Source organism: Arthrobacter citreus (genome assembly GCF_038405225.1).
GTDB lineage: Bacteria > Actinomycetota > Actinomycetes > Actinomycetales > Micrococcaceae > Arthrobacter_B > Arthrobacter_B citreus_A.
Map to the genome: position 1 here is coordinate 873,318 of NZ_CP151657.1, position 22,990 is coordinate 896,307.

Consider the following 22,990-nt stretch of genomic DNA (forward strand, 5'->3'; position numbering starts at 1 on the left):
TCAGTTCATCTGCAGTGTCGGCTCAGATATAGATGGCCGGATCGATGTACTCCGCCGGATCCACCGCGGGCTGTGTTTCCTTGATCTGGCGGTGGCGCCAGCGGGCCGGAATTCCGGTAATGATGGAATCGGCCGGGGCATCCTTCACCACGACGGCGTTGGCACCGACGGCACTGTTCTTGCCGATCGTCACCGGGCCCAGGATCTTCGCGCCGGCGCCCACGGTCACGCCGTCACAAATGGTCGGGTGCCGCTTGATCCGTGCCAGGGAACGCCCGCCGAGGGTCACGCCGTGGTACAGCATGACGTCGTCGCCGATCTCGGCCGTTTCACCGATCACTACGCCCATGCCGTGGTCAATAAAAAACCGCCGCCCAATGGTGGCCCCGGGGTGGATCTCGATCCCGGTGGCAAAGCGGGTTAGCTGGGACAGCACCCGGGCCGGGAAACGCAGCCCCGGCCGGGCCCACATCCGGTGCGTCAGGCGGTGCATCCAGATGGCGTGAAGCCCCGAGTAGACCACGATGTTCTCGAGGGAGCCGCGCGCGGCCGGATCATGGGACGCGGCGGCGTCGAGGTCTTCACGCAGGCGTGCAATCAGGCTCACAGAGGACTTTCTGCTCGGGTGGATCCGGTCGGAAACCGGTGGAAGGCGGGTCTCAGCCGCGGATGTCGTCGTACAGCACGGTGGAGATGTAGCGCTCTCCGAAGTCGCAGACAATGGCGACAATCAGCTTACCGGCGTTCTCCGGGCGTTTGGCCAGCTCCAGGGCTGCCCAGACGATGGCTCCGGAGGAGATGCCGCCCAGGATGCCTTCCTGCGTGCCCAGGGCACGGGCAGTGGCCACGGAGTCCTCGATGGATGCGTCAATGACCTCGTCATAGATGTCAGTGTCCAGCACCTCGGGGACAAAGTTGGCGCCCAGGCCCTGAATCTTGTGGGGACCGGGGGATCCGCCGTTGAGGATCGCCGAGTCCTTGGGCTCGACGGCCACGATCTGCACGCCGGGATTGCGCTTCTTCAAGACCTGTCCGACGCCGGTGACCGTACCGCCGGTGCCGACGCCGGCGACAAAGATGTCAATCTTGCCGTCGGTGTCTTCCCAGATTTCCTCAGCGGTGGTCTGGCGGTGCACCTCGGGGTTGGCGGCATTGGCGAACTGCTGAGCCCAAATGGCGTTCTCCGTGGTTGCCACGATTTCCTTGGCCTTGTCCACGGCGCCGCGCATGCCTTCGGATCCGGGGGTCAGGACAATCTCGGCACCGTAGGCCCGGAGCATGACACGGCGTTCCGTGGACATGGTTTCCGGCATGGTGAGGATGACCTTGTAGCCGCGGGCGGCTCCGACCATGGCCAGGGCGATGCCGGTGTTGCCGGAGGTGCCTTCAACGATGGTGCCGCCGGGCTTCAGCGCACCTGCCTTTTCCGCGGCATCCACAATGGCGACGCCAATCCGGTCCTTCACGCTGTTGGCCGGGTTGTAGAACTCCAGCTTGACGGCGACCTCAGCGTCCAGGCCCTTCGTCAGCCGGTTCAGCCTCACCAGCGGCGTGCCGCCGACCAGCTGCGTCACGTCGTCGTAAATCCTTGCCATGGTGTGTCCTCAATCCGTTGGAGTGTCTTCGAAGTGCTGCGCCTCAACGCCGGTGGAAGATAGCTGCAGCGGGGGCCCGCTCCAGCTTATCCTCCAGCACGGGTGAGTATCAGTTGTCAAGCCATTCGGCGTAATATTTCCGGGCCTTGGCGAGCTTGGGGTTGATGATCACCTGGCAGTAGCCCTGTTCGGGGTGCTTCGCGTAGAAGTTCTGGTGTTCCTCTTCCGCCACATGGAACTCGGGCAGCGGAGAGATTTCCGTCACGATCGGATTGTCCCAATGTGCCTGGGCGCGGTCCCGCGCCTTCTCGAATTCCTCACGCTGGGTCTCGTCCGAGTAGAACATCGAGGACCGGTACTGCGTGCCGACGTCATAGCCCTGACGGTTCAGCGTGGTGGGGTCATGCGAGATGAAGAACATGTCCAGGATGACTTCGCCAGGGACGATGTCCTCGTCAAATGTGACCGCAACAACCTCTGCGTGGCCCGTGGTTCCCGAGCAGACGCTGTAGTAATCCGGCCGGGCGGTGTGTCCGCCGGTGTAGCCGGAAACAACCTCGGTGACCCCTCGGGTCTTTTGATAGAGCGCGTCGAGGCACCAAAAGCAGCCTCCGCCAAGTACATAGGTCTTCATACCCTCTATCAATGCACGCGGGCCCGGAACAATTCCCGGCTAGCGGTTTGCTCCGGGGCCACGGCCTGTGCCGCGCCACAGGCGGCCCGGAACTCCGGGCGGCACGGCGCGGCCGAATTGAGCGGGGGTACCCGAGCGGGTACAACTGAAACTATGGAAACAGACAAGCCCGCCGAAGGCAGCGCACCGGCGGCACCGGGAACGGTCCCCGCAGCGCCGGATGACAGCACGAAGCCCGCAGCAGCGGGGGATTCCGCTGAAGCGGCAACAGGCTCCGTTCCTACCCTTGGCGATGTCCTGCTTGCTGCCGAGGAACTGTGGCCCGAAGCATTGGCCGAAGGCTGGGACGCCGTCGGTTTGGTGGCCGGCCGCCCCTCCCGCCCCGTGGAACGCATCCTGTTTGCCGTGGACCCCACCACTGAGGTGATCGACGAGGCCCTGGAATGGGGCGCGGACCTGCTGCTGACCCATCACCCGCTGTTCCTGAAGCCGGTCCATTCGGTGGCCGGAACCGGATTCAAAGGTGACGTGGTCCACCGCCTGATTGAAGGCGGCTGTGCGCTGCTGACCGTGCATACCAACGGAGACAGCGCCGTCGGCGGTGTGTCCGATGTGTTGGCGGATGCCTTCGGCCTCGGAAACGTTGAACCGCTGGTCCGTGCCGAGGACGGACTGCCCGAGGAAGGCATTGGCCGGGTGGGGGACCTGCCCGAGGCCACCACCCTCGCGGACTTCGCGAAACTTGTCTTCAGCATCATGCCCGCCGTGGCCGGCGGTGTCCGCGTGGCCGGTGATCCGCACGGACTTGTCCGCCGGGTTGCTGTCTGCGGCGGCGCCGGAGACAGCCTTTTTGACGCCGTTCGCCGGCATCACGCTGACGTTTACGTCACAGCGGACCTGCGCCACCATCCGGCGTCGGAGGCCCGGGAAGCCGCCGTCAACGGGCGGCCGTACCTGATCGATGTGTCCCATTTTGGCAGTGAATGGCTGTGGTTGACCCCTGCGGCCAACGCCCTCGAGAACGTCCTCAATGACCAGGGCTTTACCGCGGAGATCCGGATCAGCGGCACCAACACCGATCCATGGGACTTTGTGCTGACCCCCGGGCTGAACTGACCCGCGCCCTTGGCATAGGCTAGGGGGAAGAACCGGCCAAGTTGGTCCGGTCATAGGTGGAGGTTTTTCGGTGGCAAAAGCATCGTCGGCGGAGCAGCTGAGGCTGCTCGATTTGCAGGCTCTGGACAGTAATATTCGTAAACTCCGGAACCGGGCTCGCAGCGTCAGCGACAACTCGGCCATCGCGGACCTTGGCGTGCAGCGCGCCGCCGCGCAGAGCAAGCTGGTGGCAGCATCCACCGAGGCGGCGGATGTTTCCCGCGAACTCACCCGCGCAGAGGCCGATGTTGCCTCTGTCGTAGCGCGCATTGAGCGCAACCAGAACCACCTGGACAGCGGAAAGGGCAGCTCCAAGGAACTCACTGCCCTGCAAAGCGAAATGGAATCGCTGAAACGCCGGCGCTCCGACCTGGAGGACGTGGAGCTCGAAGTCATGGAGCGACTGGAGGCAGCGAAAGCCGCCGAGGAGCAGTTCCGGGACGCAGCCCGTGCCCTGGACGCCGAGGTGGCAGTCCTGGAGGAAGCACGCGACGCCGAACTGGCGGAGATTGAGGCCGAGCGTGCCGCCGCTGTTGCCGAGCGCGCCGAACTGGCCGATACCTTTGAGCCGGCCCTGCTTGCGGTGTACGAGAAGACCCTCGCCAAGAACGGCATTGGCGCCGCGCGGCTGTTCAACGGCACATCCGAAGGCTCCGGCATGCAGCTGAGCCCCGGTGACCTTGCCGACATCCGCCGCGCCGCCGAGGACGATATTGTGTTTTGCCCGGATTCCGGCTGCATCCTGGTCCGTTCCGCCGAGTGGGGCAGCTGATCCGTGACCCTGTTTGACCCGTCCGACACTGCCGATCTTTCCGAAGGTGCCGGTGCTCCCCAAAGCGCGGCTCCTGCCGGTGGACGGACCGCGGCAGCAACCCGCCGCACCCTCATTGTGGAGGCCGACGGCGGTTCCCGCGGCAACCCGGGGCACGCCGGCTACGGCGCGCTGGTGCGCGATCCGGAAACCGGGGTAATCCTGGCGGAAAAGGCCGAGTACATCGGTAAGGCGTCCAACAACGTGGCCGAGTATTCCGGGTTGCTTGCAGCGCTGGAGATGGCCCACGAGATTGATCCCGACTGCTGGATCCTCGCCAAGATGGACTCCAAGCTTGTGGTGGAGCAAATGAGCGGGCGCTGGAAAATCAAGCATGAGGACATGCAGCGGCTCGCCGCCAAGGCACGCGGGATCGTCAACCCGCGCCGGGTGAAGTACCAGTGGATTCCGCGTGAGCTGAACAAGGACGCCGACCGGCTGTCCAACGAGGCCATGGACGCCGGGATGGCCGGGGTCCCCTGGGTCCACAAGGGGGGTCTGGCGCTCCAGGGCGGGGCGGCATTCGCTGCTTCCCGTGGTGAAACCGATGTCACGGCCGGGCAGGCCAGTAGTACAGCCGGGGACGCTGAAGAAAGCCAAGACCCACCCGTTGAAGCCCCCGTGCCGACCGGTCGGATCCACCACACGGAGCTCTGGGTCCGGGACTTTCCGGCCGCGGAAGCATCCCTGGGCTGGCTGCTGGAACGCCTGGGCTACGTGCGCGCCGACTCCTGGGACACCGGTGCGAAGTGGCAGGGCGCCGACGGTTATATCGTCATCGAGTCCGGGCCCGATGTGCTGGATGCCGCCCATGAGCGCCGGCGCCCGGGGCTCAACCACCTCGCTTTCCACGCAGGCGCACGGGCCGAGGTGGATCTGCTTGTCCGCCGGGCGGACAGCCACGGCTGGACACTGCTTTTTGCGGACAAGCACCCGCACGCCGGCGGGCAGAACCACTACGCCGCATATCTCGAAAACGCCGAAGGCTTCGAAGTGGAGCTTGTGGCGGACTAAGCCAGGATGATGTTCAGCGCGAACGGCTTGCGGGCGGTGGCCGGCACCAGCTCCGCCTCCCACTTTTCCTGCGCTGCCGCTAGTAGCTCTTCCGGTGTGGCGGGATCGCTGCCGTCCCGGGTGAGCAGATGACGGGCGAGCTCCCCACGGGTGTGCTTGGCGAAGTGTGAAACCACGGTCCGTTTTCCGTTGCGCACCTGGAAGACGTTGACGGCGGCGGCCGTCGACGGTTCCGGCCCCCACGCCGCCGCATAGGTGCTGGACCGGCAGTCCACCACCAGATGCCCGGCCGAGTACTCGTCCAAGACCCCAGTCAGGTGCTTCTTCCAGAAGGACGCCAGTTTGCCGGTTTCCGGCAGTTTTACGGCCATCGACAGCCGGTACGCGGGAATCGGATCGCTGAAGCCCAGGGCACCCCACAGTCCGGAGATGACGACGACGGCGGCGTCGGCTTTGGCCTGCTGCGCGGGTGTCATATCCGCATAGCCCAGGGCGTCATACAGGACGCCGGAGTAGATGCGGTGGGCCGGGGCACAGGGCTCGTTGTGGAGCACGGCGTTTCGGCGCACCTCAGCCGCCAGCGACGGACCGACGCCCAAAATGGTGTGAGCGTCGTCGGCTGCGCTGGCCTCTGCCAGGGCTGCCAACACCTTTTTTCGCGCATCGGTGAGCCCGGGGAAGTGCAGTTTGTCGGGGTCAAAGGCGGAACCGGTGACAGCCGGTGTTTTTCCTTCGGAGGGAGGCAGCAGAATCAGCACCAATTAATCCTACGCGAGGCCCGCGTGCCCTCCGTCCGGGACCCCCGAATCAGGAGAACCATGCGCAAGGCGGTAGCATTGAGGCTGGACGGGTTGGCCAGGCGATCGCGTTGGTTCCTTTTTTCGAAAGGGAGCCGCCGAGGAAAGTCCGGGCTCCGCAGAGCAGGGTGGTGGGTAACGCCCACTCGGGGAAACCCGCAGGCCAGTGCCACAGAAAAGAAACCGCCGCGGGCAGTGTTCCTCTTATAGGGAATGATTGCCCTCGGTAAGGGTGAAAAGGTGGTGTAAGAGACCACCAGCGTTCCGGGTGACCGGAGCGGCTAGGTAAACCCCACCCGGAGCAAGGCCATACAGGACACGTTTGAGGGCTGCTCGCCCGATGTGTCCGGGTAGGCCGCTTGAGGGCGCCGGCAACGGCGTTCCTAGATGGATGATTGCCGCCTCCGGTTTCGGTAACGGTCCGGAGCTACAAAACCCGGCTTATCGGCCAACCCGTCCCCTAAAACACGAAAACGCGTTCAGCCCCCGCGGATTCTCCCGGCACAAGAGTGCCGGGGCCCTGATGCCGGTTTTTCCACAGGATTTGCGAAAGACTGCCGCAATTAACGTGGCGCCGCTGCTCCCGGGACTATTCTGTGGCAATGTCCCGAACGATGACAAAGCCCCGGCCGCTGGTGGTCCGCAACGCGAATTTCCGTGCGCTGTGGGTTTCATCAACGGCGGGAATCTTCGGCACATCCGTTGCGGCCGTGGCTCTTCCCCTGATCGCGGCAGTGGAGTTGAATGCTTCAGACTTCGCCGTGGCGGCCCTGTCCGGCGTGGGCTTCCTACCCTGGCTTCTGTTTGGCCTGCCGATCGGCGCCCTGGTGGACAGGTACCGACGAAAACCCGTGGTCATGACCGCGCTGGTACTGAGGATTACCGTGCTGCTGTCTCTTCCGGTGGCGTTTTGGCTGGACCGCCTCACCGTGACGCAATTGTTCGTGGTCTCTTTCCTCTCCGGGCTGGCAGCCGTGTTTTCCATGCTGGCCGAGTCGGCTTTGCTGCCGCGGGCAGTGCCGCGCGGGGAACTGATCGAAGGCAACGGCCTGATGACGGGCTCAGCCGCCTCGGCCGACGCCGTCGGGCGCAGTTTGGGCGGGTGGCTGACGGGGGCGTGGGGCGCCTCGAACTCGCTCCTGCTGCAGGTGGGCGCATCCGCGGCGTCCCTGGCCTCCGTCGCAACCCTGAAGGTTTCCGAAACCGTGGCTGAACCCGGCGCCCCGAGCCGGATCTTTCGGGACATGGGGGACGGACTGCGCTACAGCTTCAGCACAGCACCGCTGCGGACCATCCTCCTCGCCGGTGCGCTGTGGAACCTGGGCGGAGCCATTGTTGTCTCCCTCATGGTGATCCTCGTGGTGCGCACCCTGGGGGAGTCGGGGGCGATGCTGGGCTTCCTGACCGCTTCCACCGCCCTGGGCGGCACCCTGGGAGGGCTCACCGTTACCCGCGCCACCCAGCGCTGGGGTTCCGGAACCGTCTGGCGGTTTTCCATGATCCCCGCAGTGCTGGGCTACGCAAGCCTGCTCCTGATGACCCCCGGCTGGGGCCTGGTTCCCGGCTTCATCGGCCTCTTCCTGGCCGGCTACGCCATCTCCATGAACGTTGTTGTCGGCACGAGTTTCCGCCAGCGCGTTTGCCCGCCGGGCATGCTGGGCAGGCTCGGATCAGCATCCCGCATGGTGACCTGGGGAATGCTGGCCATAGCCGGAGTCATCGGCGGAGCCCTCGTGGACCCGCTCGGCGTCCGCGGCGCCATCATCGCCGGCCTCGGCATCGCTGTCCTGGCACCGGCGGTGGCGGCCTTCGGCCCGCTGCGCAGCATCAAGCATCTGGAGGATCTGGAGCCTGCCCAGGAGGGGACCGCAGCCGAAAGCCGCTAGGTGATGTGACAAACATCTCCTGCAGCGTGCGGATGTGTCATGTGTGTCCTAATACACTTGGAGGGACCGAGGCGCGGGATATCCGCGGCCTCGGACGCACGTCGCACGTCCGCAGGTCCTGCAGCCATGAGCCGCAGTGCACCGCGGCGCAGTGGCCTGACCAACCGGCACAGAGCAGTGCCGGCTGAGAGAAGGATGTGAAAATCTTGAGCCAGATCTCCGATGCCTGCCTTGATACCTGGATGGACCGTGAGGCCATCGCCGAGGCAATGATCCCGCTGATCGGGCGGCTGTACCGGGAAAACAGTGTGGTCACTTCCGTTTACGGGCGGCCGCTGGTGAACCGGTCAGTCATCGACATTCTCAAGGCGCACCGCTTTGCCCGGCAGATCGACGAGGTGGAGTTGCCGGTCTCCGACACGTTCCCGCTGCTGCAGGCCCTCTCCGGGCTGGAACTTGGCGCGGCATCCATTGACCTCGCCCGCCTGAGCCTGAAGTACAAGTCCGAGGGCAACGGAACGGATCTGGTCGAGTTCCTCCGCGCGGAGCTGGCCGGTGTGGCCGGCAGGCACGGTGCTGACGACCGCACCAGCACCGACGTCGTGCTCTATGGCTTTGGCCGCATCGGACGCCTGCTGGCCCGCATTCTCATCGACCACGCCGGCGGCGGGCAGGGCCTTCGGCTGCGCGCCATCGTGGTTCGCCGGGGCTCGGACAATGACCTGGTCAAGCGCGCGTCGCTGCTGCGCCGTGACTCGGTCCACGGCGCCTTTGACGGCACCATCACGGTGGACGAAGAGAACAACACGATCCTCGCCAACGGCACGCTGATCCAGGTCATCTACTCCAATGATCCGGCCAGCGTGGACTACACGGCCTACGGCATCAACAACGCCGTTGTGGTGGACAACACGGGCCGCTGGCGCGACGAAGAGGGACTGTCCCAGCACTTGGCCGCCAAGGGCGTCTCACGGGTGCTGCTCACGGCTCCGGGCAAGGGCAACCTGAAGAACATCGTGCACGGCATCAACCACGCGTCGATCAGCGACGACGACAAGATCATCACCGCCGCATCCTGCACCACCAACGCCATCACCCCGGTGCTGAAGGTCCTCAACGACAAGTACGGGATTATTCACGGCCATGTGGAAACGGTGCACTCGTTCACGAATGACCAGAACCTCATCGACAACTTCCACAAGGGTGACCGCCGCGGCCGTTCCGCCGCACTGAACATGGTCATCACGGAAACGGGCGCCGCCAAGGCCGTGGCCAAGGCCCTCCCGGAGCTGGCCGGCAAGCTCAGCGGCAACGCCATCCGCGTGCCCACCCCGGATGTGTCCATGGCGATCCTGAACCTGAACTTCGAGACGTCCACCACCAAGGAAGAAATCAACGCGTTCCTGCGGGAAACGTCGCTGAATTCGGACCTGCACAAGCAGATCGACTACATCGATTCGCCGGAGGTCGTGTCCACCGACTTCGTGGGATCCAAGCGCGCCGGCATCGTGGACGGCCTGGCCACCATTTCCAACGGCAAGAACGCCGTGCTTTACGTCTGGTACGACAACGAGTTTGGCTACAGCTGCCAGGTCATCCGTGTGCTGGAGGAAATGGCGCACGTGAACCCGCCGGCCTTCCCGCGCGTCGAGGAGCTTGCCGCCTCGCTCTAAGCGGGGGCCCGCGAACAGTTCCCGTCCGCGAACTGGCAGAAGGTGCGCTTCCCAGGCCTGGGAAGCGCACCTTCTGCCAGTTCGGCGGGTGCTTTGCTAGTGGCCGAACGGATCGGGGTCCACGCCCGGCATCCAGGTCAGCCCCGGAACGTTCCAGCCGTTGGCCTTGATGGCCTTGCGGGCCTTGCGGCTCCACCGGTCGTTGAGCTTGTCCACGTACAGCTTGCCGTCCAGATGGTCGTACTCGTGCTGCAGGACCCGGGCAAACCAGCCGGTGGCCTCAAATTCCAGCGGTTTCCCGAACTCGTCACTACCGGAGATCTTGACCCACTCGGCGCGGTTCACCGGGAAATTCTCCCCGGGCACCGAGAGGCAGCCTTCGGCGTCCTCTTCCGGATCCGGGGCGGAACCGGGCACCTTGGAGGTGATGAGCACGGGATTGATGACGACGCCGCGGTCCGGTGCGTCGTCGTCGTTCTGGTAGGCAAAGGTGAACAGCCGCAGTCCCACGCCAACCTGCGTGGCTGCCAGCCCCACGCCGTTCGCCACATCCATGGTTTCGTACATGTCGGCAACCAGGGTGCGCAGTTCGTCATCGAACTTTTCCACCGGAAGGGCCCGGCGGTGCAGTACGGGTTCGCCGTGGATGACAATGGGACGGACGGTCATTGCTGGTCTTTCTCTAGGACGGATGGAAGGGGAGATCGGCTACGCGGTGATCTGCCGGCCGATGACTTCGCGCATGATCTCGGAGGTGCCGCCGAAAATGGTCAGCAGCCGGGCGGCGAGGAATGCCTGGGCCACCGGGTACTCCAGGATGTAGCCGTAGCCGCCGTGCAGCTGCAGGCAGCGGTCGGTGATGGACTTGACGCGTTCGCTGGCCCACAGCTTGGCCTTGGCCGCGGAAACGGCGTCCAGCTTGCCCTCATTGAAGGCCAGGATGGCCGAGTCCACGTAGGCTTCGGTCACCTCCACCTCGGTGAGGATGTCGGCGAGGACAAACCTGCTGTTCTGGAAGTCGGCCACACGCTCACCGAAGGCATTGCGTTCCTTCGTGTACTGCACGGTGGCTTCGTAGATCTGCCGGGCGACGGCGGAGGATGCGACGGCGATGGCCAGGCGGCCCTGCGGGAGCTGGCCGGCGGCGTACTCCAGTCCGCTGCCCACTTCGCCCACCAGGTTGCCCTCCGGGACGATGACGTTGTCGAAGAAGAGCTCGGCGGTGTCTGATGCCTTCAGGCCCATCTTGTCCAGCTGTCCGCCGGTCTTGTAGCCCTCGGTCTTTTCCACCATGAACATGCTGAAGGAGTCTTTGCCGCCGCGGCCGGTGCTGCCGTCAGTGCGGGCCAGGACCAGCGATGCGTCACCGCTGATGCCGTTGCCAATAAACGTCTTCTGGCCGCTCAGGCGCCAGCCGCCGTCGTCGGCACGCACTGCCTTGGTGCGGATCCCGCGCAGGTCGCTGCCGGCACCCGGCTCGGTCCAGGCGACCGAGGTGACTTTCTCGCCGCTGACCATGTCCGGCAGGAAACGCTGCTTCAGGTCATCGGAGCCGTAGGCCAGCAGGTGGGGGAGAACCATGTCGTCGTGCAGGTGGAAGGCCAGGCCGACGGCGAGGTGGTTGGCCCTGGCGAATTCCTCGTCCATGACGGCGCGGTAGCGGTAGTCGGGCATGCCGGCGCCGCCGAATTCCTCCGGAACCGCCAGGCCCAGCAGGCCCTGTTCGCCGGCGGCCTTCCACAGCTGCCGGGGCATGATGTGCTCGGCGTCCCACTGCGCGTACCCGGGAGCAACCTCGCGGGAGTTGAACTCCCGGGCGAGGTCGCGGAAAAGCTCATGGTCTTCTTCGAACAATCTGCGCTCCAAGGCGGCGTCTCCTCATTTGCTGGCCACACAGGGTTTAGTGGCTGAGTTGTCATAGTGGCGGTGTCTGCGCTGCGTCAGCACTGTGGCTGTCCCCGCAAGCCCGAACAGCACCGGTTACCAGTCAAACACAGCAAAGGCCGCCCCGAATTATCCGGAGCGGCCTTTGGGAAGCTGGACCTGCCAACCTCATTGGGGTGAGTAACGGGGGTTGAACCCGCGACCTCCTGGACCACAACCAGGCGCTCTGCCAACTGAGCTATACCCACCATGTGCCTCGGATAACATATTCGCAAAGTCCAGGCGAGTGGTCTTTGCGAACTCATTTATCTGAGGCAGCGGAATCAAGCTTACACGGTTTTTCGGGTGGCCCTGACCAACTTCGGTTGGAGCACCCCAAATGTGACCGAGCTAACCCTTCATGCCCTGGGCGATGTTCTTTGCCGTGGCGGAATCCGGGCCCGGAGCCGGGACAAAAATGGCCTCCCGGTAGTAGCGCAGCTCGTTGATGGAATCCACGATGTCGCCGAGCGCGCGGTGGTTTCCGGTCTTCGCCGGCGCCTGGAAGTACGCGCGGGGGTACCAGCGGCGTGCCAGTTCCTTGATGGTGGATACGTCGATGATCCGGTAATGCAGGTAATCGATCACCTCGGGCATGTCCCGGGCCAGGAACATTTTGTCGGTGCCCACGGAGTTGCCGGCCAGCTGGGCCTTCTTGGGCTCCGGGACCCATTTGGTGATGTATTCGATGACCTGCGCTTCGGCCTCCGCCATGGACATGCCGTTGGGCAGTTCGTCCAGGAGCTTGGATGTCGTGTGCATGTTCCGCACAAAGTCACCCATTTGGGCCAGGGCTGCGTCATCGGGGCGGATCACCACGTCCACCCCGTCTCCCAGGATGTTCAGCTCGGAGTCGGTCACCAGGACGGCCACTTCGATCAGGGCGTCATCCTTGATGTCCAGGCCGGTCATTTCACAGTCAATCCAGACAATGCGTTCATTAGTTATTGGCACAGAACCAATGTACCGCGCTGCTCCGGGAGGCACGGCAGCGTGGGATCGGGGCCGGGGAAACGGGTCCGGGGGAGTGGGGCCGGGAGGAAACGGTTCGGAGCGGCTCAGAGGCTGGAGTGGCTGCGCTGTTGGCGTTCCGTGCCGGAGGTGTCGACGGCGGATGCTGCGGCAACGTAGCGCTGGACCGGAAGCTGGCCGGTCTCGGGCGGCCCGAAGACCCGCGTCCACCGGCTTTCGCCGTCGCTGTTTTCGGCCGTGGCGGCAGTGTCTGTGGCGGCGTTGCCTGTGGCGGCAGTGGCTGCGGAAGCAGCGTCAGCGGCTGCCGTGGCGTCTGCTGGTGCGTCAGCTGGTACATCGCCTGGTTCATCGGGTGATGCGTCGGCCGGTGCATTGGTTGAGGGACCGGGAACGGATTGCGGACCCGCATCCGAAGCGGGCGCGGCAGGCGCGGCTCCCGCCGCGGCCTTCCCGGCGTTCTTCTTTTTGGTGGATGCGGCAGCGGCAGCAGCTGCGGCGCGTCGTGCCCGACGGCTGTCAGTGACAGCTGCACCGGTGTCGATACCCTGCAGGACAGCACCGGCCGGAGCCGCCGGAACCGCGGGATCCGCCGGGGATGAGCTGCTCCGGGCCGGTGACGTTGCGGGGCCGGAAGCCGGTTTGCGGGCGAAAACCGAGACCACCGGCATCACTCCGGTTGTGGGGTCGGCGGCGCGCATCTGCTTGCGGGTCAGCGGGGCTTCGGCGGCGGCCGCCTGGGAAGCCGCCGGGGCAGCTGCCGCCGGAACGGGCACCGGCTCCTTAGCGTTGGCAGCCTTGGCGCGGGTGGTTTCCTCAGCCGCAGCCATGGCCGACTGATGGTTCTTAGCCGGTTTCGCCACAGCTACCTTCGGCGCCGCAGTTTCCTTTGCCAGCGCAGCTTCGTCCACCGGAGCGGCGGGGGGCGCAGCCGGAGCGGCAGGGGGAGTGGAGGACACATACCAGACGGCACTGAAGGACAGCAGGAGAAGGAACCCGCAGACCGCAGTTACTTTCCAGTCAATGCCGGCCCACATCATGGCTGCGGCGGACGTGAGAGCGAGGAAAACCCCCCAACCGAGCAGGTCGTGGTTCCTCCGGACGGATTGCGGCAATGCGGTCCTGGCAGGCGATGCGGTCCTGACGGGTGCAGTCCGCGTGCTTCGGCTGGAAGTGCGGCGCGGGCGCAGCTGTGCACCGCCGTCGGCCTGTGCTCCGCCGTCGGCCGGCGACGACGCAGCGGTGCCTTGAGCCGGTTCGGCCGTGTCTTGAGCCGATGCAGCCGCCCCTTGAGCAGCCACACGGGCAATAGTGCCCTCCCCGGGCACCGGTTCGGGCGCTGGAATGCGCGGCCCGTCGTCGTGCCGTTGTCTGTCTTCACTGTCTGCCCGGTGGCGCCCCACAGCCAATACCGCCTTGCCTTGATGATCCAAACGGATTTCAGTCTATGTGACGCGCCCCGCATAGCCGTGTTCCGCTTCAGGCGCGTCACTGCCGTGCCGCGGCCGTCCCGGCCATGCAGGTCCCTCGATGCTAATATTTGGGCTAACTGACGGTCGTTGCCGCTGCGTGCCGCAGCTCGTGAAATCCGGCCTGCGCCGTGAATCCGGCCCGTGCCGCCACGCCGTTGGGCAATTTGTACGAACCCAAAGATTGGAACCACGCAGATGGCCGCCCAGGTCCCCGCGACCGAGCCTTCGCCTCCGGACACGGAAACGGCGAAAGCCCACAACCCCAACGTCGCGATTATCCAGGGGCTCGTTGGTTCCCTCATGATGCTCGCGGGTTCCCTTGGTGTCGGCTGGCTGTCGCTGGCTTCCTATGATCTTCGCCGCAACCCGGTCATCATGTGGCTGCGCTTTGAACCGGAGGGCTCCGTGCTCTCCGTCTTCCTGCTGGCGCTGGGCGGAATGCTTTTGGTTCGTTCCTGGCTGCGGCTTGGCCAGCGCATCACTTCCTGGGGACCGGAAAGCCGGCCGGTGGTGCTGAAGGCCGTCATTGCCTGGGGCGCCCCCATGTGCGTTGCCCTGCCGCTCTTCAGCCGTGACGTTTTCGCGTACATCGCGCAGGGACTGGTCATGGTCAGCGGGCTGAATCCGTATAAGGACGGCTATTCGCAGATCTCCAACTATCTGCAGATTGGCGCCGACGATCTCTGGGCGCAGAGCCCAACCCCCTACGGCCCGGTGTTCCTGTGGCTCGAGGAACTGGTCATCAGGGTCACCGACGGCCAGCCCGAATACTCCATCCTGCTCTTCCGCCTGATCTCCCTGATCGGCGTTGCACTGTGCGTCTACTACGTGCCCAAGCTCGCGGAACTGCACAACATCAACCCCAACCGTGCCCTGTGGCTCACTGCAGCCAACCCGCTGTTCCTGACCACCTTCATCGCCAGCATCCACAATGACGCGCTGATGATCGGACTGGCTTTGGCCGGCCTGTACCTGGCGGCCACCAAGCGCGCCATTCCGGGGATCCTGCTGATCACGCTCTCGGTCGGGATCAAGCCGATCACGCTGATTCTGCTGCCCTTCGTGGGCCTCCTGTGGGCCGGCAAGGGAGCATCCTGGCGGCGCAAGTTCCTCTACTGGTTCATGACGGCCGGCATTTCCCTGGGCCTGCTGTGGATCATGGGCGTCATCAACGGATTTGGCTTCGGCTGGGTGGGCGCGCTGAGCACCCCGGGCAGCGTCTGGATCTGGTACGCGCCCATCGGGTTCCTCGGTATGCTCGTCGCCACGCTGGGCAACGCCCTGGGCCTTCCCGGCTGGACGTTTGCGGACATCGTGCACACGCTGGGCCGCGTGGCCTCGATCATCATCGTGTTCTGGCAGATGTTCGTGGGCGAGTACAGCAGGCTGGTGCGCCGCCTGGCCCTGGCGTTCGCCGCCGTCGTGCTCCTGGCGCCGATGATCCAGTCCTGGTACGTGGTGTGGCTGATTCCGCTGTTTGCCGTGACCGGGATCCGCAACGACTGGCAGGTCAAGACGCTGTACCTGCTGGTGTCGTTCTTCATGGTCTACGCCATCAGTGACCAGCTCGATATCTGGCCCTACTTCGACTTCAGCCTCAGCGCCGCCCGGCAGATTGCTGCCGTGACGGCACTGGGCTTTGCGCTGTACCTGATTTTCCTGGACCCCAAAACGAAGGTCCTGTTCCGGAAAAAGCTTACGGAGCCGACTCCGGGCGAACTCCGGAAGCGGTGACCCGGCCGCTTCCGCCCGCCTTTGTCAGACGCACGATCCTCAGCAGGGACCAGCCGAACAGGACCAGGAGCAGGATATTGCGGACCGTGAGCAGCAGCGCAACAACCACGTTCAGGTCGTTGTACAGAGCTGCGTAGAACATGGGGTAAACCAGCGTGGTCAGCGAAGCAATGACCAGCATCAGGACGGCGGGGACCCGCCAGCTGCGGCCTTCCCAGGCAACGCCAACGGCCACCACCGCTCCGAGCCACAGCATGAACTGCGGCGAGCCCACCTTGTTGAAGACGATAAACGCCGCCACCAGCGCCAGCGAGCCCGCAATCAGCAGCTGGCCGGCGTCGGCGCCGCGGCGCATGGCCCAGAACAGCAGGACGACGACGGCGAGGGCCGCCAGCGCCAGCAGCGGCATCATGAGCGCGGCCACCGGTTCCCCCAGGGCGCCGCGGACCTCACGGGTGTTGATGAGCTTGTCCTCGTAAATGAAGGCATCGGACCCGCCCAGGATCGCCTGCCACAGCCCCGGAGTGGTGAACGGAGCCTCCATCTGCATTCCGCGTGCCCCCTGCGCTCCGACGAAGGACAGCAGATGGGACAGGCCGCCGCCGGCGATGACGATTCCGGCCATTACCAGGGATACCGCGGCGCCGGTCAGCACCAGAGTTCCGCGCCGGCGCCAGGTGACCAGGACCGCCAGAATAACCGCGGCCGGCCAGACCTTCATCCAGGTGGCGAACGCCAGCAGCGCCGACGCGATGACGGGACGGCTGGCCAGCAGCAGCAGGGCAATGATGACCAGCGGTGCGGTGAGTCCGTCGATCCGGCCCACGGCCACCGGACCCAGCAGCCCGGTGGCGAGCAGCCACCAGTAGGCGGACGCATAGCGCGGGGGCGTTCCCGGCTTGCTGATGACAGCCACGGCAGCGGCGTTCAGGGCCGTAAAGAGAAGGAACCAGATGAGCTGGTACGGCCCCCACCCCAGCACTGCGGCCAGAAGCATGGGAAGCAGGGCGCCGATGGGGTAGACCCAGTCAGTGCTGATGCCCTGCCAGACGCCGTCATTGATCCCCTGGAAAGCCCACTGCCGGTAGATATTGATGTCGCTGAGAACCCCGCCGGAAAAAATGAGCGACGACAACGCCGCAAAGAACACCAGATGGACCAGAGCGAAGCAAATCCATAACGATTTCCGGCGCATGAAGCGCTCCTGCAAAGGGGCCAGTTTCTGCGACATTCCGGGTGGTTCTCCTTAGGTGATGCAGGTGCCGTGCCCTGTTCGGACACAGCGATAAGGCTACCGGCGGCCGTGCCGCGGCATGCAATCCGTCGTTGGACACGGGATACTGGAGGAATGACCGACGGAACAGAACACGTAATCACGGCCGATTTTGATGTCTCGGAATGGGAACCCACGCCTTATCAGGTTGAAGGAACCAACAGTGAACTCTCCACAGTCCGGGCAGTGAAAATCTTCGAAGGGGACATTGTCGGCACCAGTGTCGCAGACCTCATCATGGCCGGAAACGCCGTCGGTGCCGGGTACGTCTGCTCCGAGGTGTTTGCCGGCTCAATCAACGGGCGTGAAGGCACCATGGTCATTCAGCACTGGGGAGTGGCCGAAGGCACCGCCACCGCCAGCTCAGGCCACATCATTCCCGGTTCCGGCACGGACGGACTGGCGGGAATCTCCGGCAAGGCGATCTTCACCCAGGAACCCGATGGCCAGCACCGGCTCGAGCTGCGTGTGACACTGCCCGAAGAGTAATCGCCGGGTCAGGTCCCCCAGGCACCGACGGCGGGGCGGGCCCACCAGAGGGCACCGGCCGCCGACAAGGCGATAACCGCGGCAAAGGCCACCAGCCAGACCGCTGACGGAACACCGGTGCGCTGGTACAGGATGTACGCGTCCGAGCTTTGCAGGGACCGCCGGCGCCGGGTGTGGACGCTGAGGACATTCAGCCAGTCCCGGACCGAGCCGGCCAGCAGCGCCATCCCCACCGCCAGCGTGATGCACGAAACGGCCAAGGGCGAAGCAAACCACACCAGCAGCACCGAGACCGCCGCGCAGCTGAAGGCGATCAGGAACCCCTGCGCATTGCGGATGAACAGCAGTGCCGCGAGCAGGACCAGCGCCCCGGCGGACAACGCGAAGCCGGCCCAGCCGGAAAAAGCAGCCCACACCAGGACAGCGCCCGTGACGGCGGGAACGGGGTAGCCCCAGAAGCCCGTCCACGCGGCGGCAAACCGGCTGTGTCCCATGCTGCGCATCTGTCCGGAATGATCGAACCTCAGCTGGATACCCTTCACCACCTGCCCGGTCATCAGGGCGGCAAAGGCATGTCCGAGCTCGTGGACAAAAGTGACAAACAGTCCGAACCACCGCCACACCGGCCGGGGAATGGTGAGCGCTGCGGCCGCCGCGGCTATCAGCAGCAGGACCTGCGGCGCCACCTCCAGGGGAGTGCCGCGCGTAAAGCCTTCCATCACCCGGTCCCACCACTGGCCTGCGACGTCCAAGAAGGAAGTGCCCAACTAGATGTCCAACTGGCCGCGCAGGATCGAATCGCCCGAGTGCGCAGGATCGCCGTCGTAGGGTTCGTCCGAAATATCCACTACCGGGTACTGGCTCAGGTCGAGGTCCGCGGGCAGCTCGAAGGAGGCCTCGGTGCCTTCCATCGTCCCGAGGCTGACCATGGATGCCGCATCCGGTGCGAGGAGCCACACCTCCCGGTAGCCCTGGGCTGAATCACTGCTGGAGGTCACCACCAGTTCACGCCGGCCGTCCGGCAGCCGGTCGATGACCGCGCTTCCGGTATCCGAATACGAGGCCAGGGGTGCCAGCTCCGCCGAAGCAACCACTTCCGGACCCGGGGCCGGGTCCACCGCGCTCACTGCGCCCCAAACACCTGCTCCGGCGACGACGACGGCGGCTGCCGCAGCGGCGAGCCAGGTTCCGGTTCTCCTCCGGCGGGCAGCAGCCAGTGACGTCACCGAAGCTCCGGCCGGGGGAGAGACCGGGGACGCGCCGTGAGCGTCGGAGGACAGCGGGTCCTGCCGAAGGTCTTCGCTGAGGTTCAGTTCACGGTGAATGCCGGCCCACACGGAGGAATCCGGGGCCTGCAGCGGCTCCCCGGGACCGCTGACGACCGCAGCTGAGCCGTCCGGCACCCCGCCGTCGTCGTTCTCCACGGTTCCGGCACGCCTTGCCGCAGTGACGACCCGGGAAAATGAACCCAGATCGGCTCGGCAGCGGGGGCAGTCCTGTAAATGGGACGCTTCTTCATCAGTGGCAGTTTCGCCTAACGCCAGGAGGGTGAGCGCGTCATCATGCAGGTGCTGCATCACTGACCTCCAATCTTTGCCTCAGGTGTACGAGGCTTCGGCGTATATGGCTCTTAACGGTTCCCAGCGGCATTTCGAGCCGGTCGGCGATTTGCTGGTGGGTCAGGTCCTCGTGGAAGGCCAGCCGGAGGATTGAACCCTGCGGCTCACCAAGCCGGTCAAGTTCAGCTTCGATGACCACCTTGTCGGCAACCCGGTCGGGGTTCCCGGCGCCGTCGTCCACCTCATCCCGGCGCTGGGAGGCCTCGGTTTCCCAGACGCTGACTTCGCGGCCCCGGGAGGTGCCCATCCCGGTGGCGACATTGCGGGTAATGCCGACCAGCCAGGACAGGAGCCCCGACTGTTCGGGGGAGTAGCTCGCCCGGTATTTCCAGGCCCGGATGAAGACTTCCTGCACCACGTCGTCTGCGGCGGCGGAGTCGAAAAGGCGCCTGAGTGCCAGTGAACGGATCAGGGGAGCAAACCGGCGGTATGCCTCGGCGAGCGCAGTTTCGCTGCCCGAAGCGAAGGCACGGTCAAGGGCCGTGTCCTGCTCCACGGAACCGGCTGGCATCGGGTGCGGTCTCCTGATCTCGGGAAGCCGGCCCTGTGTGGGGCGGCCGTCCGGCCGGCCCACCGGGTCGGCAGTTTTCCCTATGATAGCGGTGCCGCTGTCAGGACGACGTTATCTTCATAGTCATCCTGTGCCTCCAGCCATTCTCCGCCGCAGGTAACCAGTTTGAGACGCGGCTCGCCGGTGCGGTCAAAAAGGCGGTGCCCGTCCAGGCTCCTCTTCGCGATGTTTTCGACTCCCTCCGTTGCATAGCGCAGCACTGATCCGTCTTCCCGGGTCACCGTCAGGATGGTTCCCTCGGCCACGTCCTTCAACCCGGCTATTGGCAGCTGCTCGGTGCGCGAGTCCACATGGGCGGCCAGCACGCTTGAGCCTTCGTCCGCGCCGGGGGCCGGACCATAGCGGTACCAGGCGGCTTGGTAATGGTTGTCCGGCAGGGCCATGGCCCCGTTTTCCTCAACTCCTCCCGGAATCACTTCAAGGTCAATCCCTGTTCCTTCCACCTGGACCCGCACCGGCCGCGGGATGGTTACCTCCGGCTCCGGAACGGCGGGGCGGATCTGGACAGCGGCGGGACCCGGAATTTGGGCCGGGGTCTGGGCTGGTGCCGGGGTTTGGGCCCCCGGTGAGGCCTCGGCACCCTGGGCAGGCGCCGAGGGGGTGACCGTCGCCGTCGCAGTGCCGGATCCGGTGGAGGCCGGCCCGTTCCCGGCTTCCATCCCGCAGGCGGCACTACCGGCGGCCAATGCTCCCGCCAGGGCAGCACCGGTCAACAGGCGGCGGATGGAGGTGGTGCGGGGCATACGGACGGCCTTTCGTTTTGCTGCAGTTACAGGAGAAGCGGTGAAACAGATGAAGCAGTGGGGGCAGATAAAGCAGCGGGTCAGGTGAAGCAGTGGGACAGGTAAAGCGGGAAGCGGGGCCAGCCGCCGGGAAGAGTCCCGGCCGCTGGCCCCGTTACCGTCACGGATGGTTCCGGGAGAACCTGCCGCGTCGGTGCCGGAATAACCTACCGGCGGGCCGCTGCCGCACTGTTGCGGCGAACCACTACTGCGGTTCCGGCGAGAAGCAGGACCGCAAGGCCGGCACCTGCTGCGAGTACCTGCCCGTTGCCCTCGTTTGACGAGGCCAACGCACCGGGCACTGCATTCGGGGCTGATTCCATGCCCCCAATGGTCTGGGTTGCCAGGGCCAGGTTTCCGTCTTCCAGCGAGCCCCAGGCGTAAACGAAGGTGTGGGTGCCTTCCGCGAGGGTGAGGTCGGCCGGGCCAATGACAGGCTCGGTGGTTCCGGCCGCTGCCACGGAAGCTGAGATGGTGCCGGCGTCAACTGCCAGCGTCTCCTCACCCGGGTTCTCCAAACCGCTGATGACTGGGGTTCCGCCGGCCAGGACGTCGACGGCGGGGGCTGCCGCGGTGTGCCGGACCGTGAGGTGCGACTTCCCCGGAGCCACGGTTGAAAGGTCGTTCGTGTAGAAGTTTGCTGTTGGCGCGCCCGTGGCATCCAGATTGGCTACGGCGGTGTAGTTGCCTCCTGCAGCCATTTCGACCGTGACCGGCCCGATGATCGGCGCGGAAGCATCCGCGGCGTCCGGAGCGGTGATCGCGAGATCGTAACTTCCCGCGGGGAGGTCAAGCGGCCCGGCAAGCGTTCCGGGGGTGAAGTCGTCCAGGGTCAGTGCCCCGTTGACGTAAACATCCACTGTGGTGTCAGGGACTGCGTGCAGGACGGAGAGCTGGGCCGTGTCAGCGGCTGCAGCCGGAGTCAGGAACCCGATTCCGGCGGTCAGGCCTGCAGCTGCTGCGAGGGCGGTGACGGTCTTGCGCATGGTGTCTCCTTGCTGGTCGCATCTCCACCGGTTAGCGAAGATGTGGAACATGTGGTGTTGCTTACAACCCCTCTACTTCCGCGCGTCCGGGTTTGGATGCAGGCTCTGTGAAAATATTTGGAAAATTGCTGAGATAAGGGATCCGCAGCGCAAATGAAGGATCGGCAATATGTGGAGTGAGGGTCCGGCCGGCGGCGCGTCGGGGAGTGGGACCCGCTGCGTAGTATTATCGACAGGTCGCCTCCGTAGCTCAGGGGATAGAGCAGGAGCCTTCTAATCTCTTGGTCGCAGGTTCGAATCCTGCCGGGGGCACATGAATGACCGACCTCCTTGCCCGCAGCATTAATCGCTGTGGGCGGGGAGGCCGGTCTTTTTCGTTTAACTCCGGCCCTCCACAGCCCCTGAAACACAGCCGGCCGTCCACATTCTCCGCCGGCACTCTCCGCCTCCCGGCCCGGTGACACCAGACTTTCTCCTGCCGCGCAGAAATCGGCGGATACGGATAGATCACGGGAATCTCTCAAAGGCAGGCAGGGAACAACATGAGCGACACCATTACTCTCCGGGGCTATGTAGCCACGGAAGTGCGGAGCACCACGGCCGACAGCGGGCTCGCCATCGCGAATTTTCGGATGTGCACCACGGAGCGCCGCTATGACCGGGAAGCCGGCAGCTGGGTGGACGGGCAGACAAACTGGTATTCCGTCAGCCTGTTTCGGCAGCTGGCCACCAACGCCGCCTTCAGTGTGCATAAGGGGGACCGCGTCATAGTGACCGGACGGCTCAAAGTACGGCAGTGGGCCTTGGACGACGGCCGCAGCGGCACGTCCGTTGACGTAGACGCGGAGAGCATCGGACACGATCTGATGTGGGGCACTGCCAGTTACCGGCGTAACGTCCAGGACCGCGCCGGGGCCGGCGCCTCCGGCCAGGAAGAACCCGGAACTGACGATCTGCCGGCGGATTTGGATGTGGAGACCGGAGAGCTCGTGGGCACGGGGACCGGCGGGGAAACGGGTGGCGGCACTGATGACGGTCCGGACGATCCCTTTGCCGCAGCTGCCGCCGCCGAAGTATCCGGGCGGGGGCATGGCACAATGGGCGGATGATTCGCACACCGCACAGCCGCCGGCTCCCACTGCTGACCCTGACCGTTCTGGTGGCTGGAACCGCGGCGATTCTTGCCCCGGCAGCGGTTCCGGCAAGCCCGGGCATGACGTCGGAGTCCGCCGCAGCTGTCGGACTCCGCGAAGCTGCTGCTCCGGGATTGTCCGCGGCGTCGGTGCTTCCGGCCCAGCCGGCGCTTCCGCTGGCATCGGAGGTGACGGGTGACGGACTGACCGCTGCACTGACCGCGCTCGCCGCAACAAAACCGAGTCCCAACCGGGATGAGGTGCGGAAAGCCTTCGCCGATGCAGGGTTCCCGGCAGATTCCGTGGAAGTTTCCCTGGACCAAACCCCCACGGGCCTGGCCGTCGATTCGATTCGCGGCGCAGCCATGAACGGTGACACGTGCCTCTTCGGCGAGGTGCGCGAGGGACAGGTTTCGGTGACGGCCCTTCCCAAGCTGGATTCGGGCTACTGCTTCGTGGGGGACCAGCGATAGG

At 65.2% G+C, this 22,990-nt stretch carries 23 protein-coding genes, 2 tRNA genes and 1 other RNA gene; 11 read left to right on the plus strand and 15 right to left on the minus strand.

The window, feature by feature from the left end; translation table 11 throughout:
• Nucleotides 1-22 precede the first annotated feature (22 nt).
• The 3 genes from epsC to msrA all read right to left on the minus strand — a co-directional run bounded on the left by epsC (nt 23) and on the right by msrA (nt 2,229).
• On the minus strand, nt 23-607 hold the full coding sequence (epsC, locus tag AAE021_RS04030) for a serine O-acetyltransferase EpsC (RefSeq protein ID WP_342024359.1): 585 nt from the start codon (nt 605-607) through the stop codon (nt 23-25).
• Nucleotides 608-659: 52 nt separating this feature from the next.
• Nucleotides 660-1,595, minus strand: coding sequence for a cysteine synthase A (gene cysK / locus AAE021_RS04035; RefSeq protein WP_342024360.1), 936 nt, complete (start codon nt 1,593-1,595; stop codon nt 660-662).
• 109 nt (nt 1,596-1,704) lie between these two features.
• On the minus strand, nt 1,705-2,229 hold the full coding sequence (gene msrA, locus AAE021_RS04040) for a peptide-methionine (S)-S-oxide reductase MsrA (protein WP_342024361.1): 525 nt from the start codon (nt 2,227-2,229) through the stop codon (nt 1,705-1,707).
• A 153-nt stretch (nt 2,230-2,382) separates the two neighbouring features.
• On the opposite strand from msrA, the gene AAE021_RS04045 reads away from it, so the two are divergent.
• The 3 genes from AAE021_RS04045 (at nt 2,383) to AAE021_RS04055 (ending at nt 5,209) form a co-directional block, all read left to right on the plus strand.
• Nucleotides 2,383-3,345 (plus strand): Nif3-like dinuclear metal center hexameric protein, encoded by a 963-nt coding sequence (locus AAE021_RS04045; RefSeq protein ID WP_342024362.1) that lies wholly within the window; start codon nt 2,383-2,385, stop codon nt 3,343-3,345.
• A gap of 70 nt (nt 3,346-3,415) precedes the next feature.
• Nucleotides 3,416-4,156 (plus strand): zinc ribbon domain-containing protein, encoded by a 741-nt coding sequence (locus AAE021_RS04050; protein ID WP_342024363.1) that lies wholly within the window; start codon nt 3,416-3,418, stop codon nt 4,154-4,156.
• Nucleotides 4,157-4,159: 3 nt separating this feature from the next.
• A complete protein-coding gene (locus tag AAE021_RS04055) occupies nt 4,160-5,209 on the plus strand; it encodes a reverse transcriptase-like protein (protein ID WP_425362444.1) in 1,050 nt (349 codons plus the stop codon).
• On the opposite strand, the gene AAE021_RS04060 is transcribed toward AAE021_RS04055, so the two are convergent.
• Nucleotides 5,206-5,967 carry a peroxide stress protein YaaA gene (locus AAE021_RS04060; protein WP_342024364.1) on the minus strand — a complete coding sequence of 254 codons (762 nt, stop codon included), beginning with the start codon at nt 5,965-5,967 and terminating at the stop codon, nt 5,206-5,208. The two genes, AAE021_RS04055 and AAE021_RS04060, sit on opposite strands and share 4 nt — an antisense overlap.
• Before the next feature lie 89 nt (nt 5,968-6,056).
• Here AAE021_RS04060 and rnpB point away from each other — a divergent pair.
• The 3 genes from rnpB (at nt 6,057) to AAE021_RS04075 (ending at nt 9,565) form a co-directional block, all read left to right on the plus strand.
• Nucleotides 6,057-6,466: RNase P RNA component class A (gene rnpB / locus AAE021_RS04065), an RNA gene on the plus strand.
• A 142-nt stretch (nt 6,467-6,608) separates the two neighbouring features.
• Nucleotides 6,609-7,892 carry an MFS transporter gene (locus tag AAE021_RS04070; protein WP_342024365.1) on the plus strand — a complete coding sequence of 428 codons (1,284 nt, stop codon included), beginning with the start codon at nt 6,609-6,611 and terminating at the stop codon, nt 7,890-7,892.
• Between the two features lie 242 nt (nt 7,893-8,134).
• Nucleotides 8,135-9,565, plus strand: a complete 1,431-nt coding sequence (locus AAE021_RS04075; protein WP_342025303.1) for a glyceraldehyde-3-phosphate dehydrogenase — start codon at nt 8,135-8,137, stop codon at nt 9,563-9,565.
• A gap of 96 nt (nt 9,566-9,661) precedes the next feature.
• Here the strand turns inward: AAE021_RS04075 and AAE021_RS04080 are convergent, their stop codons facing one another.
• The 5 genes from AAE021_RS04080 to AAE021_RS04100 all read right to left on the minus strand — a co-directional run bounded on the left by AAE021_RS04080 (nt 9,662) and on the right by AAE021_RS04100 (nt 13,572).
• Complete coding sequence (locus AAE021_RS04080) at nt 9,662-10,234, minus strand: peptide deformylase (protein WP_342024366.1); 573 nt, start codon at nt 10,232-10,234, stop codon at nt 9,662-9,664.
• A 39-nt stretch (nt 10,235-10,273) separates the two neighbouring features.
• A complete protein-coding gene (locus tag AAE021_RS04085; RefSeq protein WP_342024367.1) occupies nt 10,274-11,431 on the minus strand; it encodes an acyl-CoA dehydrogenase family protein in 1,158 nt (385 codons plus the stop codon).
• A gap of 190 nt (nt 11,432-11,621) precedes the next feature.
• Nucleotides 11,622-11,697 (minus strand) — tRNA-His (locus tag AAE021_RS04090).
• A 142-nt stretch (nt 11,698-11,839) separates the two neighbouring features.
• On the minus strand, nt 11,840-12,442 hold the full coding sequence (gene orn, locus AAE021_RS04095; protein WP_342024368.1) for an oligoribonuclease: 603 nt from the start codon (nt 12,440-12,442) through the stop codon (nt 11,840-11,842).
• A gap of 104 nt (nt 12,443-12,546) precedes the next feature.
• Nucleotides 12,547-13,572 (minus strand): hypothetical protein, encoded by a 1,026-nt coding sequence (locus AAE021_RS04100; protein ID WP_342024369.1) that lies wholly within the window; start codon nt 13,570-13,572, stop codon nt 12,547-12,549.
• A 552-nt stretch (nt 13,573-14,124) separates the two neighbouring features.
• Between AAE021_RS04100 and mptB the strand changes: the two genes are divergently transcribed.
• Nucleotides 14,125-15,663 carry a polyprenol phosphomannose-dependent alpha 1,6 mannosyltransferase MptB gene (gene mptB / locus AAE021_RS04105; protein WP_342024370.1) on the plus strand — a complete coding sequence of 513 codons (1,539 nt, stop codon included), beginning with the start codon at nt 14,125-14,127 and terminating at the stop codon, nt 15,661-15,663.
• Here mptB and AAE021_RS04110 read toward each other — a convergent pair.
• A complete protein-coding gene (locus AAE021_RS04110) occupies nt 15,626-16,894 on the minus strand; it encodes a glycosyltransferase 87 family protein (RefSeq protein WP_342024371.1) in 1,269 nt (422 codons plus the stop codon). The two genes, mptB and AAE021_RS04110, sit on opposite strands and share 38 nt — an antisense overlap.
• Before the next feature lie 117 nt (nt 16,895-17,011).
• Here AAE021_RS04110 and AAE021_RS04115 point away from each other — a divergent pair, with 117 nt between their 5' ends.
• Nucleotides 17,012-17,425: a DUF3224 domain-containing protein gene (locus AAE021_RS04115; protein ID WP_342024372.1), complete on the plus strand. Its 414-nt coding sequence runs from the start codon at nt 17,012-17,014 to the stop codon at nt 17,423-17,425.
• Between the two features lie 8 nt (nt 17,426-17,433).
• Here AAE021_RS04115 and AAE021_RS04120 read toward each other — a convergent pair whose 3' ends face one another.
• From AAE021_RS04120 to AAE021_RS04140, 5 genes are all read right to left on the minus strand, one after another.
• Nucleotides 17,434-18,192, minus strand: coding sequence for a M50 family metallopeptidase (locus tag AAE021_RS04120; RefSeq protein WP_342024374.1), 759 nt, complete (start codon nt 18,190-18,192; stop codon nt 17,434-17,436).
• Entirely contained in the window at nt 18,193-19,002 is an 810-nt protein-coding gene (locus AAE021_RS04125) for an anti-sigma factor (protein ID WP_342024375.1), read from the minus strand.
• Nucleotides 18,986-19,555 carry an RNA polymerase sigma factor gene (locus AAE021_RS04130; RefSeq protein WP_342024376.1) on the minus strand — a complete coding sequence of 190 codons (570 nt, stop codon included), beginning with the start codon at nt 19,553-19,555 and terminating at the stop codon, nt 18,986-18,988. Before AAE021_RS04130 ends, AAE021_RS04125 begins: the two co-directional genes overlap by 17 nt.
• An 80-nt stretch (nt 19,556-19,635) precedes the next feature.
• On the minus strand, nt 19,636-20,358 hold the full coding sequence (locus AAE021_RS04135) for a class F sortase (protein ID WP_342024377.1): 723 nt from the start codon (nt 20,356-20,358) through the stop codon (nt 19,636-19,638).
• 206 nt (nt 20,359-20,564) lie between these two features.
• A complete protein-coding gene (locus AAE021_RS04140; RefSeq protein WP_342024378.1) occupies nt 20,565-21,383 on the minus strand; it encodes a DUF4397 domain-containing protein in 819 nt (272 codons plus the stop codon).
• 239 nt (nt 21,384-21,622) lie between these two features.
• On the opposite strand from AAE021_RS04140, the gene AAE021_RS04145 reads away from it, so the two are divergent.
• The 3 genes from AAE021_RS04145 to AAE021_RS04155 all read left to right on the plus strand — a co-directional run bounded on the left by AAE021_RS04145 (nt 21,623) and on the right by AAE021_RS04155 (nt 22,989).
• Nucleotides 21,623-21,695, plus strand: a tRNA-Arg gene (locus tag AAE021_RS04145).
• A gap of 230 nt (nt 21,696-21,925) precedes the next feature.
• Nucleotides 21,926-22,492, plus strand: a complete 567-nt coding sequence (gene ssb, locus AAE021_RS04150) for a single-stranded DNA-binding protein (protein WP_342024379.1) — start codon at nt 21,926-21,928, stop codon at nt 22,490-22,492.
• Entirely contained in the window at nt 22,489-22,989 is a 501-nt protein-coding gene (locus AAE021_RS04155; RefSeq protein WP_342024380.1) for a DUF6993 domain-containing protein, read from the plus strand. The genes ssb and AAE021_RS04155 overlap by 4 nt, the downstream gene beginning before the upstream one ends.
• Nucleotide 22,990 lies beyond the last annotated feature (1 nt).